Origin of the sequence: Mesorhizobium sp. B263B2A, from assembly GCF_020165775.1 — a bacterium.
Classification (GTDB): domain Bacteria; phylum Pseudomonadota; class Alphaproteobacteria; order Rhizobiales; family Rhizobiaceae; genus Mesorhizobium; species Mesorhizobium opportunistum.
This window is the reverse complement of the sequence record NZ_JAIUIU010000042.1, coordinates 21,336-37,829: the sequence shown is the minus strand read 5'-3', so window position 1 is coordinate 37,829 and position 16,494 is coordinate 21,336. Positions and strand designations below refer to the sequence as shown.

Genomic DNA, 16,494 nt, shown 5'->3' with positions numbered 1-16,494 from the left:
GGGGGGGGGGGGGGGGGGGGGGCCCGACGGGCGGGTGGGGGGGTCGACCAGCGCCACGATGGAGGGAGGCGGCGCCGTCATGCTGCGGCGCAGCGACGAATTCGCTTGCCTTGTTTAGTAAAAATTGCATCACTAAACAAATTACTAAACATTCGCGGCGCTCTGGCGCTGCCATGTTTAGGCCCCTGAGGAGAGGGGTTGAGGGCTCTTGAAACCGTCATCCGGGCGCGTTTCGCAAATGGGAGGAAGGCATGAAATCGAGCTTTAAACTGGCGTTGGGACTGACCTCGGCGATATCAGCGTCGACAGCCGTCTCGAACGCCGCGCACGCTGAAGACCTGACGCTGTGCTGGGCCGCCTGGGACCCGGCAAACGCGCTTGTCGAACTGTCCAAGGATTTTACCAAGGAAACCGGCATCGGTATGAAATTCGAATTCGTGCCGTGGACCAATTACGCCGACCGTTTCCTCAACGAGCTGAATTCGCACGGCAAGCTCTGCGACCTGATCATCGGTGACAGCCAGTGGATCGGCGGCGCCGCCGAGAACGGCCACTACGTCAAGCTGAACGACTTCTTCGACAAGGAGAAGATCAGCATGGACGACTTCGTGCCGGCAACCGTGGTCGGCTATTCGGAATGGCCGAAGAACACGCCGAACTACTGGGCGCTGCCGGCCATGGGCGACGTCGTCGGCTGGACCTATCGCAAGGACTGGTTCTCCAAGCCGGAACTGCAGAAGGAATTCAAGGAGAAGTATGGCTGGGATCTCGGCCCGCCGGCCACCTTCGACCAGTTGAAGCAGATCGCCGAATTCTTCCAGAAGCGGCAGATCGACGGCAAGACCGTCTATGGCGCCTCGATCTATACCGAGCGCGGCTCGGAAGGCATCACCATGGGCGCCATGGACGTGCTCTACAGCTACGGCTTCCAGTACGAGAACCCGAAGAAGCCCTACGAGATGGAAGGCTTCGTCAATTCCGACAAGTCGGTGAAGGGGCTGGAGTTCTACAAGGCACTCTATGATTGCTGCACCCCGCCGGGCGCCTCGAACAGCTACATGGGCGAAGGCGTCGATGCCTTCAAATCCGGCCAGGTGGCGATGCACATGAACTTCGCCTTCACCTGGCCAGGCCTGCAGAAGGACGAGAATGTCGGCGGCGACAAGATCGGCTATTTCGTCAATCCCAAGGGCCCCGACGGCGAACAGTTCGCCCAGCTCGGCGGCCAGGGCATTTCGGTGGTGTCCTATTCCGACAAGCAGGAATCGGCGCTGAAATACATCAAGTGGTTCGCCAACAAGGACGTGCAGGCCAAGTGGTGGTCGCTCGGCGGCTATTCCTGCCTGAACGCCGTGGTGAAGGATCCGAAATTCCCGGCCAGCCAGCCCTACGCGCAGACCTTCCTCGACTCGATGGCCATCGTGAAGGACTTCTGGGCCGAGCCGAGCTACGCCCCGCTGCTGCAGGCCTCGCAGAAGCGCTTCCACGACTATGTCGTCGCCGGCCAGGGTTCGGCCAAGGATGCGCTTGATGGCCTGGTCAAGGACTGGACCCAGGTGTTCCAGGACGATGGCAAGATGTAACCGGCTCCTCCCGAGCTAAGCCGAGCGTCCCGTGCCACCTTGGCACGGGACGCGGTTCAGATAAATTCCATGACAGAGACGTTTTTAAAGTGACCGAAGCAGGACTCACCATGCTCAATCGGACCGCGGAGAACGTTGCCCGGGCGACCCCGGAGCCGTTGGCCCGCAAGGTCCGGGGCATCAGCGACAAGGGCCTCGCCTGGCTGTTCATTTCGCCGACGATCCTGTTGCTGCTGGCCATCAACATCTTCCCGCTGTTCTGGGCGATCTATCTCTCCTTCACCAATTACCGGGCCAACCGGCCCAACGAAATGGTGAAGAATCTCGGCTTTGCCAACTACCAGCGCATCCTCGGCGACAAGGATATCTGGATCGCCATGCAGACGACGGCGCATTTCGTGTTCTGGACGATCCTTTTGCAGACGCTGATCGGCTTCACGCTGGCCTGGCTGATCGACAGGAAGTTCCGCGGCCACGCCTTCTGGACGACGCTGATCCTGGTACCGATGATGCTGTCGCCGGCGGTGGTCGGCAATTTCTGGCGCTTCCTCTACGAACCGCAGATCGGCCTGTTCTCTTATGTCATCTCGTTCGTCTCCGGCATTCCACCGACAAGCATCCAGATGCTCTCCAACGTGTCGCTGGCGCCGTGGTCGATCATCATCGTCGATACCTGGATGTGGACACCCTACGTGATGCTGATCTGCCTCGCGGGCCTGCGCTCGATCCCCGAATACATCTATGAGGCGGCCGAGGTCGACCGCGCCTCCAACTGGCGGCAATTCTGGTCGATCACGCTGCCTATGGCGCTGCCCTTCATCATGCTGGCGGTGCTGTTTCGCGGCATCGAGAACTTCAAGATGTTCGACATGGTCAATCTGTTGACCGGCGGCGGGCCTGGATCGACCACCGAAGTCGCCTCGATCACGCTGAAGCGGCAGGCTTTCGAGAGCTGGCGCACCGGCTATTCCTCGGCCTTCGCCATCATCCTGTTCGTCGCGGTGTTTGGCCTCGCCAACATCTACGTCAAGGCGCTCAACAAGGTGAAGCAGAGATGAGCCTGACCACTGCCCATTCGGTCGTCGCCCCCTCGGCCAACTCGAAGCGCATCGCCGGCGCGATCATCATCGCCTACGCGCTGATCTCGATCGTGCCGCTGCTGTGGATCTTCGCCACCAGCTTCAAGACGCCGCCGGACTCGATCGCCTATCCGCCCAAGGTGCTGTTCCAGCCGAGCATCGAGGGCTACTGCAACCTGTTTACGACGCGCACACGGCAGACGCCGGAGTACATCAACTCGCTGGGACCGGCGACCGGCTTCTGCGACGAGACGGTGCGCAAGCGCAACATGGTGATCGCCGGCCCGTCCAACTTCCTGCCGCGCTTCGCCAACTCGCTGATCATCGCCTTCGGCTCGACCTTCTGTGCCGTCTTCCTCGGCACGCTGTCGGCCTATGGCTTCTCGCGCTTCAAGGTGCCGCTGGCCGACGACCTTCTGTTCTTCATCCTGTCGACGCGCTTCATGCCGCCGATCGCCGTCGCCATCCCGATCTACCTGATGTACCGCGAGCTTGGCCTGTCGGACACGGCGCTCGGCATGATCCTGCTCTACACGGCAGTCAATGTCTCGCTGGCGGTGTGGCTCCTGAAAGGCTTCATCGACGAGATCCCGCGCGAATACGAGGAGGCGGCGATGATCGACGGCTATACGCGGCTGCAGGCCTTCTGGCGCACCGTGCTGCCGCAGGCGACGACCGGCATTGCCGCGACCGCCATCTTCTGCCTGATCTTCGCCTGGAACGAATATGCGTTCGCCGCGCTCCTGACCTCCGGTACGGCACAGACCGCGCCGCCTTTCATCCCGACCATCATCGGCGAGGGCGGCCAGGACTGGCCGGCGGTGGCGGCCGGAACGACGATCTTCCTGGTGCCGATCCTGGTTTTCACCATTCTGCTTCGCAAGCAATTGCTGCGCGGCATCACTTTTGGGGCGGTGCGCAAATGAGTGATGTGCGAGGTCGACCCCCACTCCGTCGAGCTTCGCTCGACACCTCTCCCCCGATCGACGGGGTAGAGGAAGGGCGCGAACTTCATTCAGCCAGGCTCTTTTCCTCTCCCTCCGGAGGGGGGAGAGGTGGCGCTGCGAAGCAGCGACGGAGTGGGGGAACCACCCCGCAACCATCTCTCCCCTTGAACGGCGAGAAGGAAGGGAGCTACGCATGACCCGCCTCGCCATCTCCAGGAAATCATCCTGGCCCCGGTGGGCCAGGCGCGGGCTGATGGAAAACATCGCCACGGCGCTGATCGCCATCGGCTTCCTGATGCTGTTCCAGCCCTTCGCGCTGTCGCTCTACACCTATTCCTTCATCACCATGCTCGCCGGCACCGTGATGTTCATCATCGTCTCGAAGTTCCCGGAATAATCATGGCCGAGATCCGCGTCCAACATTTGAGAAAGGCCTTCGGCGATTTCGTCGCCGTGCAGGATTCCAATTTCGTTGTCGAGGATGGCGAGTTCTTCGTCATGCTCGGGCCGTCGGGCTGCGGCAAGACAACGACCTTGCGCATGATCGCCGGGCTCGAACTGCCGACCGGCGGCGAGATCCTGCTCGGCGGCGACGACGTCACCATGCTGCGGGCCCGCGAACGCGACATCGCCTTCGTGTTCCAGCTGTTCGCGCTCTATCCGCATATGAATGTGCGCAAGAACATCGGCTTTCCGCTCCTGGCGCAAGGCATGCCGGCGGCCGAAATCCGCACGCGGGTCGAGGAGACGGCAAAACTCCTGCGCATCGACCATCTGCTCAACAAATCCGTCTCGGGCCTTGCCGGCGGCGACCGCCAGCGCGTGGCGCTCGGCCGCGCCATCGTGCGGCGGCCGAAATGCTTCCTGATGGATGAACCGCTCGGCACGCTCGATACCGAATTCCGCGATTTGATGGTCCATGAGCTGCGCGAGCTGCACAACCGAATCCATGCCACCACGGTCTATGTCACGCACGACCAGATGGAAGCGATGTCGATGGCCGACAAGATCGCTGTGATGAACCACGGCGTCATCGAACAGTTCGGAACACCCCGTGAAATCTATGATCGCCCAGCGACCATGTTCGTCGCCGACTTCATAGGTTCGCCGCCGATGAATTTCCTCGGCTTCGGTGGCGGGCTCACCAAGGGCGCGAAGGAGATTGTCGTCCAGGGCGCGAAAATCGCGGTGCCGGAGGTGCGCGAGGACATTGCGCCGGCCGACATGGCGCTTGGCATCCGGCCTGAACATATCCGCTTCGACGACGCCTCGAAGCTGCGCGGCGCCATCTACGGCACCGAATATCTCGGCACGACGCAGATCGTCGCGGTGGAAACGGCAGACGGCATCATCAAGGCGCGGGTGCCGGCCGAGATCCGGCTCAATGCCGGCGACCGTGTCGGCCTGACATTGAACAGCGCGCGGCTGTCGCTGTTCGACAAGGGATCGGGCCGCGCTGTGAGAACTGCGGTTCACGATACCGCCTCGGAGCGGAGAGTGCAGCATGGCTGACGTCCATATCAAGAACGTGACCAAGAGCTTTGGCGAGCATGTCGCCGTCGACGGTCTGGACCTGCACATAGAAGACGGCGAATTCGTCGTGCTGCTCGGGCCGACGGGGGCCGGCAAGACGACGACGCTGCGCCTGATCGCCGGACTAGAACGGCCTGATGCGGGCACGATCGAGATCGGCGGCCACAATGCGACGACGCTGTCGCCGGCCGAGCGCGACACCGCCTTCGTGTTCCAGCAATACTCGCTCTATCCGCATCTGTCGGTGTTCGACAATCTCGCCTTTCCGCTGCGCTCGCCGGCCCGGAAAATACCGGAGGACCAGATCCGCCGCCGGGTCGAGGAGGTGGCGAAGATGGTGCGCATCCACCACAAGCTCGCCAACCGCTCGACCAAGCTGTCGGGTGGCGAAATGCAGCGCGTCGCCATCGGCCGCGCGCTGGTGCGCAAGCCCGCGATCTATCTGATGGACGAGCCGCTGTCGTCGCTCGACGCCAAGCTGCGGGCGGATCTGCGGCTCGAACTGAAGCGCATCCAGTCCGAACTTGGCGCCACCATGCTCTACGTCACGCATGACCAGATCGAGGCGATGACGATGGCCGACCGCATCGGCATCCTTGCGGACGGCGTGCTGGTGCAGATCGGGTCGCCGAGAACGATCTATTCCGAGCCGGCGAACCTGCATGTCGCGGCAAGGCTCGGCCAGCCGGCGATCAATCTTCTGCCGACGGGGCTGCTGCCCGATGGCGGCGCGCCGGCCGGCACCAGGACGATCGGCGCGCGCACCGAACATTTGACGATCGAAAAAGCCATGAATGGCCATGCCGACGGCGTCGTCGACTGGGTCGAGCATCTCGGCGACCAGAACCACCTGCATGTGACGGTCGGCCCGAAGAAACTGGTGACGCTGACCGACCCGGACACGGACCTGTCGCAAGGCGACAGAGTGGTGATCCGCTACCGCTCGCCTCTGTATTTCGGCGTCGATGGACAAAGATTGATGTGAACGGTTTTCGGCGTTCACGCCAAGGGTTCAAACGCCGGCTTGTGATTGACGATTGCGAATACGGGACGAATTCGATGAAGCACTTTTTCAACCGCAGGGAAACGATCGTCACCGAGGCGCTGGATGGCCTGTTGCGGACCATCGGCTCAGGCGAACTGGCGCGCCTCGACGGCTATCCCGAGCTCAAGGTCGTGCTGCGCGCCGACTGGGACAAGTCGAAGGTCAGCGTCGTTTCCGGCGGTGGCGCCGGGCACGAGCCTTCGCATGCCGGCTTCGTCGGCAAGGGCATGCTGACAGCGGCGGTGTCGGGCGAGATCTTCGCCTCGCCGAGCGTCGAGGCGGTGCTGGCGGCCATCCGCGCCGTCACCGGGCCGGTCGGCTGCCTGCTGATCGTCAAGAACTACACCGGCGACCGTCTCAATTTCGGCCTGGCCGCCGAGAAGGCGCGCGCCGAAGGCTTTCGCGTCGAGATGGTGATCGTTGCCGACGACATCGCGCTGCCCGACATTGCCCAGCCGCGCGGCGTTGCCGGGACCTTGTTCGTGCACAAGATATCAGGCCATCTGTCGGAGGCCGGCCACGATCTGGCGTCGATTGCGGCAGCCGCTCGGGCGGCTGCGAAGGACATCATTTCTCTCGGCATGTCGCTGTCGTCCTGCTCCATTCCCGGCCAGCCGCACGAGGACAGGTTCGGCGAAAACGATGGCGAGCTCGGCCTCGGCATCCACGGCGAGCCAGGCGTCGAGCGCATCGCGGTGCAAAGCGCCGACAGGCTGGTGGCGATCATGGCGGAGCGCCTGGCGGCGCGGCTCGATCCGAAGGCCGCCTATGCCTTGCTGATCAACAATCTCGGCTCCGTGCCGCCGCTCGAAATGTCTGTCATCGCCAATGCGGTGCTTGCCTCGCCACTCGGCAAAGCCGTCAAACTGACCGTCGGTCCCGGCCCGCTGATGACGGCACTCAACATGAACGGCTTCTCGCTGTCGCTGATCCGGCTCGATGCCGCGCGTGAGACAGCCTTGCTGGCGCCGGTCGGCCCGTATGCCTGGATGCCGACCAAGCCGGTCGCAGCGCCTGCTGTCGTGCCGATGGCGAAAGCAGCCGGACAAGGTGCCGCATACAAGGCCAGCCAGGATGCCGGTACCCGGCGCGTGATCGTCACGGTCTGCGAAAGGCTGATTTCGCTTGAAGCCACATTGAACGGGCTCGACGCCAAGGCGGGCGACGGCGACACCGGCTCGACGGTCGCGACCGGCGCGCGCAGCATCCTCGAACGTCTCGACACGCTGCCGCTTGCGGACCCCGCGGCGACCCTTCGGGCGATAGGTGAGATATTGAGCGCATCGATGGGCGGCTCCAGCGGAGTGCTGCTGTCTATCTTCTTCACCGCGGCGGCGCAGGCCCTTGACGGCGGCGCTGATGTGGCCAAGGCGCTGCTCGCCGGCCTCGAGCGGATGACCTTTTATGGCGGCGCACAGCTTGGCGACCGCACGATGGTCGATGCCCTGGAGCCCGCCCTGAAGGCGCTCGACGCCAACGGGCTGGAAGAAGCGGCGATGGCCGCCCGGCGCGGTGCGGAGGCGACTGCCGCCATGGAAAAGGCGAAGGCCGGACGGTCCGCCTATGTCGGCAGCCAGTTGCAGGGCGTGGCCGATCCCGGCGCCCATGCCGTGGCCGAGGTGTTCGCGGCCGCCGCGACGCTGTTCGTCACGGCCTGACGCATGCACCAGTTGTCGAATGACGGTTCTTTCGCTACTGCCGTCAAGCTGGAAACCGGGAGTCTGGGCGACATGGCGGCGTTGAACCTTGCCAGGCTGATCGCGGCTGCTGCCGATACGATTGCCGCCCACGCCGAGGAATTGACGGCGCTCGACCAGGCGATCGGCGACGGCGACCACGGGCTGAACATGAAGCGCGGCTTCGAGGCCGTGCGGGCCGAGGCCGATGCGTTCGCCGCCAAGCCGCTGCCCGACGCCCTCAAGGCGATCGGCACCAAGCTGGTGATGACGGTGGGCGGCGCGTCCGGCCCGCTGTTCGGAACATTGTTCATGGCGCTGGGCAAGGAGATTTCGGCGGAGCCCGATCGCGCCAATCTGACGGCTGCCTTCGGCAGGGCGATCGAAGCGGTGGCGGCGCGGGGCAAGTCGCAAGTTGGCCAAAAAACCATGCTCGATGTGCTGCAGCCGGTGCATGATGCATTGGCCGGGGGAAAGACGGCGGCCGAGATAACCGACATCGCCGACGCTGCGGCCGAGGCGACCGTGCCGATGAAGGCTCAGCGTGGCCGCGCCTCTTTCCTCGGCGACCGCTCGATCGGCCATATGGATCCCGGCGCGCGCTCGACGGCGCTGCTGGTGCGCACGGTAGGACGAGCGATCGGGGAAAACGCATGAGCAATGTCGGGATCGTGATCGTGTCGCATTCGCCGCTGGTCGCGGAAGGCACCGCCGACATGGTGCGCCAGATGGTGGGCGACGAAGTGCCGCTTGCATGGTGCGGCGGAAACGGCCATGGCGGGCTCGGCACCAATGTCGAGGCGATCATGGGCGCCATCGACAAGGCCTGGTCGGAAGCCGGCGTCGCCATATTGGTCGATCTCGGCGGCGCCGAGACCAACTCGGAAATGGCGGTGGAAATGATCGGCGAACCTCGCGCGCAGAAGATCATCGTCTGCAATGCGCCGATCGTCGAAGGCGCGGTGATGGCCGCGACCGAGGCGTCCGGCGGCGCCTCGCTTCGGGAAGTGGTGGCGACGGCGCATGAATTGTCGCCGTCGTGAGTGAACGGGAATTTTGAAAGACATGTCCGCAGCCGCCGAAGCGACCGTCCTGATCACCCACGATGTGGGCTTGCATGCGCGTCCTTCGGTGAAATTCACCAAGCTCGCCAAGACGTTTGCTGCCGACGTGGAAATAGCGCTCGCCGCCAACGGGCCGTGGTTCGACGCCAAGAGCATCGTCAAGGTGATGGCGGCCAAGGCGCCGAAGGGCACGGTGCTGCACATCAGGGCCCGCGGTGACGGCGCCAATGATGCCGTCGACGCGCTGGTCGAGCTGGTGCGGCGCGATTTCGACGAGGGTGCCGGTCATGTCCGGTCGGCGTGAGGCCGGCCCACGTATGCGTCGACCCGCGGGGATGCGGGCCATGCGGATTGAGGGTGTACCGGCCTCGGCCGGCTATGCCGAGGGGCCGCTGTTCGAGCTCGACCGGCCGCCGGCTGTCTACGCCAGCAAAGCCACTCCCGAGGAAGAGAAAACGTCACTGAGGGAGGCGATCGGCAAGGCGGTGAGCCGGCTCATGGCCATGGTCGAAACCGCCGACAGCGACGCCGCCGGCGTACTCGAATTCCACATCGCCATGCTGGAAGACGATGCGCTGAGCGGACCAGCTTTCGCGTCGATCGATTCCGGACGTACCGCCGATGCGGCCTGGCGGCAGGCACTCGACGGCGAGATCGCCGGCTATGAAGCCTCCGACCAGGATTATTTCCGCGCCCGCGCCGGAGACCTGCGAGACATCAGGGACCAGGTCCTGCATGCCCTGACCGACGACGGTGGCAGCGCAGCCCCGGCCGGCGCCATTCTCTATGGCGAGGACATCGCGCCGACGCGTTTTCTCGAAACCGATTGGAGCAGCGGCGGCGGCATCGCGCTGAGGGCGGGCAGCACCGCCAGCCATGTCGCCATGCTGGCACGCTCACGCGGCGTGCCGATGGTCGTGAGCCTACGCGAACCACCCGCCGGTCTCGCCGGCATGGCGCTGCTCGACGCCGAGCACGGCAATATCGTGCTGGCGCCCTCACCGGCGGAGATCGGCTCATTCCGGCAGTCGTCGTCTTCCTTCGCGGCGCGACAGGGCAAGGCGCAAACCTTTCTGGCAAGGCCGGCGCTGACCAAAGCCGGCACGGCGGTACGCGTCCAGGTCAACATCGCCGATCCGTCGGATGTCGACGCAATCGACATCGCGACCTGTGACGGCGTCGGGCTGATGCGCACGGAATTCCTGTTCGGCAAGACGTTGCCGGACGAGGAGACGCAGTACCGCGCCTATCGCAAGGTGCTGGAATGGGCCGGCGACAAGCCAGTGACGATCCGCACCGTCGATGCCGGCGGCGACAAGCCGGTGCCGGGCTTCACCGTCGAGGAAGGCAACCCATTCCTCGGCCTGCGCGGGATCAGGCTGTCGCTGGCGCGGCTCGATATCTTCCGTGTTCAGATCAGGGCATTGCTGCGCGCCGCGCCACACGGCAATCTCAGGGTCATGTTTCCGATGATCGCCACGGCCGAAGAGTATGAGCGCGCAGCCGCCTTGTTCACTGAGGAACAGGCAGCCCTCACCGCGCGCGGCACAGCGCAGCGGATGCCGCCGCTCGGCATCATGGTCGAAGTGCCGTCGGTGGCCATCGCGCCGGAGGCCTTCGCCAACGCGGCCTTCTTCTCGATCGGCTCCAACGATTTGACGCAATATGTGATGGCGGCGGCGCGCGACAATGCCGCGGTCGCGCATCTCAATTCGGTCCGCCATCCCGCGGTGCTGCGGCTGATCGGCTCGGTCACCGCCTTCGGACGGGACAATGGTATTCCCGTCAGCCTATGCGGCGATGCCGGCGGCGATCCCACCTTGATCCCGGCGCTGCTCGAGGCCGGCCTGCGCGATCTATCCGTCGCACCGGCGCAACTCGCCATGGCCAAGGCGGCCATCGCGGACATTTCGGTGTAGGCGTGGCAGGCATGGTCGACAAGACGCCCGAACCCGGTTCCGAAGAAGCGATCCGAGCCTACAAGACGATCCTGTCGCATGTCATCGACCAGCGGCCGTCCGGCATGCGCCAGCGTCTCGCCGACGCGCTCGGCAAGCACCGCAGCTTCGTCACGCAAATCTCCAGCCCGACCTATTCGATCCCGATTCCGTCAAAACATTTGCCGGCAATTTTCTCCGTCTGCCATTTCAGCCCGGCCGAGCGCGATCAGTTCCTCGCCGCCTACCATCAGGCGCATCCGGGGAAAATGTCGGTCGCGGCTGGCATGCGCAAGACGCGGCATGTTTCGCTTGTCGTGCCGGATTTCGGCGACGACAAACAGAATGCCGCGCTCGACAGGGCGGTCAACGACTTCATCCAGAAGATCACCAGCATCACCGGCAAGGGTGGCGGCTGACCATTCTTGCCGGACTGTTTGGGAGGACGCCATGAAGAAATTTATGAATTCGGTGGACACGGTGCTGACCGAGAGCCTCGACGGTTTCGTCGCCGCCCATGCCGATATCCTGACGCTTGGCGAGGAGCACAAATTCATCCGTCGCAGAACCCTGCGGCCAGGCAAGGTGGCGCTGATCTCCGGCGGCGGGTCCGGCCACGAGCCGCTGCATGGCGGCTTTGTCGGCCATGGCATGCTGGACGCCGCCTGCCCCGGCCAGGTGTTCACCTCGCCGACGCCTGACCAGATGCTGGCGGCAGCGCAAGCCGTCGACACCGGCGCCGGTTGCCTGTTCATCGTCAAGAACTATGAGGGCGACGTGATGAACTTCGACATGGCGGCGGAAATGTCCGATGGCATCCTGCAGGTGGTGACCAATGACGACGTCGCCGTCGAGAATTCATCCTACACCACCGGCCGGCGCGGCGTCGCCGGCACGCTGGTGGTCGAAAAGATCGTCGGCGCGGCGGCCGAGCATGACATGGCGTTGCCGGCGTTGAAGGTGCTTGGCGAGCGCGTCAACGCCGCGACCCGCTCGATGGGCGTGGCGCTGACCAGCGGCACGGTGCCAGCGGCCGGCAAGCCGACCTTCGACATCGGCGACGGCGAGATGGAGTTTGGCGTCGGCATCCATGGCGAACCCGGCCGCCGGCGCGATACGTTGAAGAGCGCTGACGCCATCGCCGAGGAAATCTGCGCCGCGATCCTCGGGGATCTCGGCGACAAGGCAAAAGGCCCGGCGTTGCTGTTCGTCAACGGCTTCGGCGGCACGCCGCTGATGGAACTCTATCTGATGTACAACAGCGCGCGTCGTATCTTCGAGAAGCACGGCGTGACGATTACCCGCTCGCTGGTCGGCACCTATGTCACCTCGCTCGACATGGCCGGCTGCTCTGTCACGCTGACCATGCTCGATGACGAGATGACCGGCTGGTGGGACGCGCCTGTCCATACGGCGGCATTGCGCTGGGGCATGTAGGGCTGGCTTCCGCAGCGCTTTTCTGCAACATCTTGGGCCATCCACTTGGCGCCCGGGGCTGATGCTGCCATTCCTCAACTCCGCCGAAGAAAAACTGCTGCTGCGCTTCGCCGATCCGGAGGCCGCGGCAGTCGAGGACGATTTGTCGGCAGAGGCTTTGTCGGCACTGCTCGACAACGCGGAGTTTCATGGCGTTCTGCCGATCATGCTGCGCAAGCTCCATGAACGTGGCAACACGCATCTGACATCGGATGCGAACGTGCAGAGCAAACTTCACGAGTTGCGCCAGAAAGCGCCGATCGCCACCGGCCAATCGATGCTGCTGAATTACCATGGCGGCCGCATCATGAAGGTGCTCGCCGCCGAGGGCATTCCGGCGCGGATCGTCAAGGGACCGGTCTTTGCGGGAAAGCTCTATCGCCACGTCACCGACAGGCCGTTCACCGACATCGACATCCTCGTCGAGCCCGCCAACCTTGCGCGGGCAAACCGGGTGATCGCTTCATGCGGCTTCGAGCTCGGCAGCAACGAGGCCGAATCCTACCAGCTGCAGGAATTCAAATGGCTGGAAAAGGGGAATTCGAGCCTGCTGGTCGAACTGCATGGCGACCTCGTGCACGACACCGGCATGCGGCGACGCCTGTCGTTGGGTTTCCGGGAATTGCAGGTCATCGATGGAGAGGCGATAGACACCCCTGCCGCGCTGTTGACGATCGCCATCGTGCATGCCGCCGGCGGCCACAAATTCCACCGGTTGCAGCTCTGTGTCGATGTGCTGCAGGGCGTACGGGCACTGCAGTCACCCGATGCGGAAGCCCGCCTGCTCGACGCCGCCCGCATGACCGGCATCGAACTCGAACTGGCGATCGTGCTCAATGTGACCGGCGAGCTGTTCGGCGAGCGCCGTGCGCTTGAACTCGCCGGCCGCATCAAGCCCGACCTTTCGATAAGGCTGGCCAAACGGCTGATCACCACGAACACGCTGCTCAGGGTCAATTCCAGGGAAAAGATCGGCTCACGCCTGCGCCGTGATGCCTTCCGCTGGATCCAGCGGCTGGCCAAGGCCAGGCCATACCCAGCCTGAAGCTCCGGCTCAGTCCTGCCTGGCCAATATGGCATTTATCAGCGCCGCGGCGTCGGCCGGGCGAGCACCCACTTCCAGCGTGAAGGTCGGCACCGACGAGACCAGCTTGCCGATCGTCGCCAGCCGGCGTTTCTGCAGCGGCAGCAGGCCGGTCATGCCGGTGCGGACATTGTCCATCGCCAGCGCCACCATCGCGTCGGTGCGGGCCATGGCGACGAGCCGCGTCTGCCTGTCGGCGGAGCGCGCCAGGTGCAGGAGGGCGGCCACGGGTCGGGCCACCGGGCTTTCGATCCGCACGATCTCGCTCAACCGCTCCAGCGAGACGGCCTGTTCGCCGTTGCGGTCCCAGGAGGGGCCAAGGCATGGCGCCACCTGCGGGATCATTTCGGCGGTTATCTGGTGGATCTTGACGTGCCGCGGCAGACCCCAGGCCACCGGCTTGCCTGAAGTCAGATCCAGGATCATGGCGTCGTCGGAGCAGAGGCCAAAGCCTTGCGTTGCCAGCGCCAGCGACGTGGTGGTCTTGCCGGTGCCGCTCGGCGCATGGATCAGCACGACGGCATCGCGGCCCGGCAATGTCAGGCCGGCCGTGTGCAGCATATGCTGGCCGCCGGCGTCGAGGGCGGCGTCCAGAACCAGCATCGATGGCGTCCATGCGGCTTTCGTGCCGGGCCGAATCCGGAGTTTGGCCCAAGCCTCCTCGTCATTGATGGCCACGGTCTGACGTCCGGGAAAGACGAGGTGGATCGTGGCACCATCGGCGATCATCCGGCAGTGGCCATCCTCCGGTATCTCGCCGTCGAAGACGAGCGAACCGCCGGGGGTCTCGTCCAGAACGTCCGCCTCGGTGATATCAAGACGAAAGCCCGGCTCGACGGGATCCGTGATGCGCAGGACGCCCAGCATCCTGTCGAAATCCTCCCATAGGTCGGGGCGTTCGGCCGATATGCCGAGGATCTGGCCATTGAGGCCATAGCAGGCAGAGCGCATGGTCAAGCGACGCGCACCTTTGTGGGGTCGGCATTGTGACGATAGATCTCCACCATGCCAGGAAGGCGATCGCTGACGACCGGCCTGCCATCAAGACAAACCCAGCAATGCGCCGACAGATGCGGCGCCTGCAGCGACTTCGGATCGACGCCGAAGCGCAGTTCTGGATCGAAGCCGGCGAGACGCAGGAAGCGATGGCCGAGCAGCCCCTCGCGCAGGCATCTGCGGTCGCGCATCAGCCAGGGATGGCGGACGGTGCGGCTGACCCTGGCGACGATGTAGGCGACCGGCAGACCGCGATAGGGTGTCGACGAGGCCAACGGCGCCCATTTCAGCACCTGCTCGAAGCTGCGGTTTGCAATGAGGATCGGCATCAGCCGCGCGCTTGCCCAGAGATGGCATCGAAACAGGGCACGCAGGAGCGGACCGGCGGCCATCACGCACCTAGCTCCATCACGCACCTACCTCCATCACGCAGCTGGGGCCGCGAGGATGCCTTCCGAGACCAGTTCGGTGGCCAGCGCCGCCATGTCTTCGTCCAACGTGCCCTTGTCGACCTCGAACTCCTCGCAAAGCAGGCCGACGATCTGATCGAGACTGCGCGCGCCGTCGACCTTGTCGAGAAAGGCTTCGGTCGTGCCGTTGCATGTATAGAGCTGGCCGCTGCGCGCCAGAAGCACGACAGCACCGTCGCCGACATGCTGGACCGAAGCGTCCTCGGCCAGCCGCAGAACCGTTCCAGAGGCAATTTCCATCACCAACCCCCACCAAGCCACAAGAACCCCGAAATGAGATAGCGCGGCGGTGGGGCGCTGTCTATCGGCCGGCGGGGGATGGGCTCATGCGCCTTGCGTCCGCGACAGATCCCCTGCCGGCTGCAAAATGCATCCACCACTGTTCCCAGCCGAAATCATCCCAGAAATAGTCGCCGGCGCGACGCCGCAGACAAGGGAGTTGGCCGGCGGGGCCGTTGCTTTTCTTCCCCTGAGTAAGGTAAGGACTCCCGGGGTTTTGGGGAGATAGCGTATGCGTTACAATTGGGAGCGGGCTCCGACGACTTTCGAACGTCATCGAAGAGCCCTGGCGGCAGCCATTTTGATCTTCGGCGGTGTAGGCCTCATGCTTGTGACATTGCCGATCTAGAGTGATCGGCATTTTGTCCGAACACCGTTTGTCAGACGGCCACCCACCGACCTTCAGCGGGGCTGCCCGGTCACGGCGATGAAACGGCGGTCACGCCCTTCAAAACCCTGGCTGAAGCGTTGCACGAGCACAACGATCACCGCCGGTTTGCCGACAGGGGTGAATTCATAGGATTCCGACAGGCTGTAGGAGGTCGGGCAATTCCTCGACCCGGGCACGGCCTTGTCTTCGTGCAGGGTCTTGAACGGCTTGCCGTCTTGCCCTTGCAAGGCCAGCCGGAAACCGAGCGCCTTGCCTGTTTTGTCACCTTGAAGAGCTTGGTCGCCGTGCTGCGTGTCATTGAAACTCGCTGAGCAATCGATCGCACTGTCGGCCAGGATCTCATCGAGCCGGATAGTTGAAACTTCGGTCTCGTCATAGAGCGGCGAAAGCCATTTCTGCGACACCTGCTCAAGACGCGAAATGTCGTTGTAGCCGACGATCTCGCCGGGAAAGGTGAACTGGTCGGACGCTGTTTGCGTGCCGCGCGATGCAATAGCGTACTTCGCCAGGATAGGTGCCGCCTTGGCAGCCGCTTGCGCCCTGGCCTGTTCCAGGGTCAGTGTCGACTCTTCGGTTTCGTCGACGACGAGAATGGGCTTGCCACCAACGAACTGATCGGTGCGGGTGTCGATGATGTCGATTTCCGAGTAGCCTGAGTCCGACGCGCCGGCGTCGAGCGTTCCATACTGCTCGAAGGCGAAATAGGCGCCATCGGCCGAGAAGCCGATGATGCGCCGTGCCGCGGCATCCCCGGCGCGGGCGACGCCGGCCGAGACCATGATCGCCGTACCGATCGCCAGCGTAATCAGCGGCCACGCCGCGATCGACCACCTATGGCGCATTCGTTCGCATCCTCCCCGCCGATACGGCAGTTCACGACACCGTGCCTCCTCGGTCAAGCCAAGGAACGTCTCCGACGAAAATCAGGGAAGAC

Annotated in this window: 18 protein-coding genes; 14 read left to right on the top strand and 4 right to left on the bottom strand. The window is 64.0% G+C overall.

Annotated elements, in window-relative coordinates; translation table 11 throughout:
- Positions 1-251: 251 nt before the first annotated feature.
- From LB568_RS32165 to LB568_RS32100, 14 genes are all read left to right on the top strand, one after another.
- Positions 252-1,583 (top strand): ABC transporter substrate-binding protein, encoded by a 1,332-nt coding sequence (locus LB568_RS32165; RefSeq protein WP_140570427.1) that lies wholly within the window; start codon positions 252-254, stop codon positions 1,581-1,583.
- A 110-nt stretch (positions 1,584-1,693) separates the two neighbouring features.
- Complete coding sequence (locus LB568_RS32160) at positions 1,694-2,641, top strand: carbohydrate ABC transporter permease (protein ID WP_013891453.1); 948 nt, start codon at positions 1,694-1,696, stop codon at positions 2,639-2,641.
- A complete protein-coding gene (locus tag LB568_RS32155) occupies positions 2,638-3,588 on the top strand; it encodes a carbohydrate ABC transporter permease (protein WP_013891454.1) in 951 nt (316 codons plus the stop codon). Before LB568_RS32160 ends, LB568_RS32155 begins: the two co-directional genes overlap by 4 nt.
- Before the next feature lie 214 nt (positions 3,589-3,802).
- Entirely contained in the window at positions 3,803-4,006 is a 204-nt protein-coding gene (locus LB568_RS32150; RefSeq protein WP_140570429.1) for a hypothetical protein, read from the top strand.
- 2 nt (positions 4,007-4,008) lie between these two features.
- Positions 4,009-5,121, top strand: a complete 1,113-nt coding sequence (locus LB568_RS32145) for an ABC transporter ATP-binding protein (protein ID WP_224732289.1) — start codon at positions 4,009-4,011, stop codon at positions 5,119-5,121.
- Positions 5,114-6,127 (top strand): ABC transporter ATP-binding protein, encoded by a 1,014-nt coding sequence (locus LB568_RS32140; protein WP_224732288.1) that lies wholly within the window; start codon positions 5,114-5,116, stop codon positions 6,125-6,127. The genes LB568_RS32145 and LB568_RS32140 overlap by 8 nt, the downstream gene beginning before the upstream one ends.
- Positions 6,128-6,201: 74 nt before the next feature.
- A complete protein-coding gene (locus LB568_RS32135) occupies positions 6,202-7,845 on the top strand; it encodes a dihydroxyacetone kinase subunit DhaK (RefSeq protein WP_224732287.1) in 1,644 nt (547 codons plus the stop codon).
- A 72-nt stretch (positions 7,846-7,917) separates the two neighbouring features.
- Positions 7,918-8,520, top strand: a complete 603-nt coding sequence (dhaL, locus tag LB568_RS32130) for a dihydroxyacetone kinase subunit DhaL (protein ID WP_224732286.1) — start codon at positions 7,918-7,920, stop codon at positions 8,518-8,520.
- A complete protein-coding gene (gene dhaM / locus LB568_RS32125) occupies positions 8,517-8,906 on the top strand; it encodes a dihydroxyacetone kinase phosphoryl donor subunit DhaM (protein ID WP_006325214.1) in 390 nt (129 codons plus the stop codon). The genes dhaL and dhaM overlap by 4 nt, the downstream gene beginning before the upstream one ends.
- Before the next feature lie 22 nt (positions 8,907-8,928).
- Complete coding sequence (locus tag LB568_RS32120) at positions 8,929-9,231, top strand: HPr family phosphocarrier protein (RefSeq protein ID WP_013891460.1); 303 nt, start codon at positions 8,929-8,931, stop codon at positions 9,229-9,231.
- A gap of 40 nt (positions 9,232-9,271) precedes the next feature.
- Positions 9,272-10,846, top strand: coding sequence for a phosphoenolpyruvate--protein phosphotransferase (gene ptsP / locus LB568_RS32115; RefSeq protein WP_224732285.1), 1,575 nt, complete (start codon positions 9,272-9,274; stop codon positions 10,844-10,846).
- An 11-nt stretch (positions 10,847-10,857) separates the two neighbouring features.
- Positions 10,858-11,283 carry a hypothetical protein gene (locus tag LB568_RS32110; RefSeq protein WP_013891462.1) on the top strand — a complete coding sequence of 142 codons (426 nt, stop codon included), beginning with the start codon at positions 10,858-10,860 and terminating at the stop codon, positions 11,281-11,283.
- A gap of 31 nt (positions 11,284-11,314) precedes the next feature.
- The gene (dhaK, locus tag LB568_RS32105) at positions 11,315-12,301 is read left to right on the top strand and encodes a dihydroxyacetone kinase subunit DhaK (RefSeq protein WP_013891463.1); all 987 of its coding nucleotides are present in this window, start codon (positions 11,315-11,317) and stop codon (positions 12,299-12,301) included.
- 61 nt (positions 12,302-12,362) lie between these two features.
- Entirely contained in the window at positions 12,363-13,385 is a 1,023-nt protein-coding gene (locus tag LB568_RS32100) for a nucleotidyltransferase family protein (RefSeq protein WP_224732284.1), read from the top strand.
- A 9-nt stretch (positions 13,386-13,394) separates the two neighbouring features.
- Here the strand turns inward: LB568_RS32100 and LB568_RS32095 are convergent, their stop codons facing one another.
- The 4 genes from LB568_RS32095 to LB568_RS32080 form a co-directional block, all read right to left on the bottom strand.
- A complete protein-coding gene (locus tag LB568_RS32095) occupies positions 13,395-14,375 on the bottom strand; it encodes an HPr kinase (protein WP_013891465.1) in 981 nt (326 codons plus the stop codon).
- A gap of 2 nt (positions 14,376-14,377) precedes the next feature.
- Entirely contained in the window at positions 14,378-14,812 is a 435-nt protein-coding gene (locus tag LB568_RS32090) for a lasso peptide biosynthesis B2 protein (RefSeq protein WP_013891466.1), read from the bottom strand.
- A gap of 33 nt (positions 14,813-14,845) precedes the next feature.
- Positions 14,846-15,130: a PqqD family protein gene (locus tag LB568_RS32085; protein WP_013891467.1), complete on the bottom strand. Its 285-nt coding sequence runs from the start codon at positions 15,128-15,130 to the stop codon at positions 14,846-14,848.
- Between the two features lie 441 nt (positions 15,131-15,571).
- Complete coding sequence (locus LB568_RS32080; RefSeq protein ID WP_013891468.1) at positions 15,572-16,402, bottom strand: DUF2259 domain-containing protein; 831 nt, start codon at positions 16,400-16,402, stop codon at positions 15,572-15,574.
- Positions 16,403-16,494: the final 92 nt, after the last annotated feature.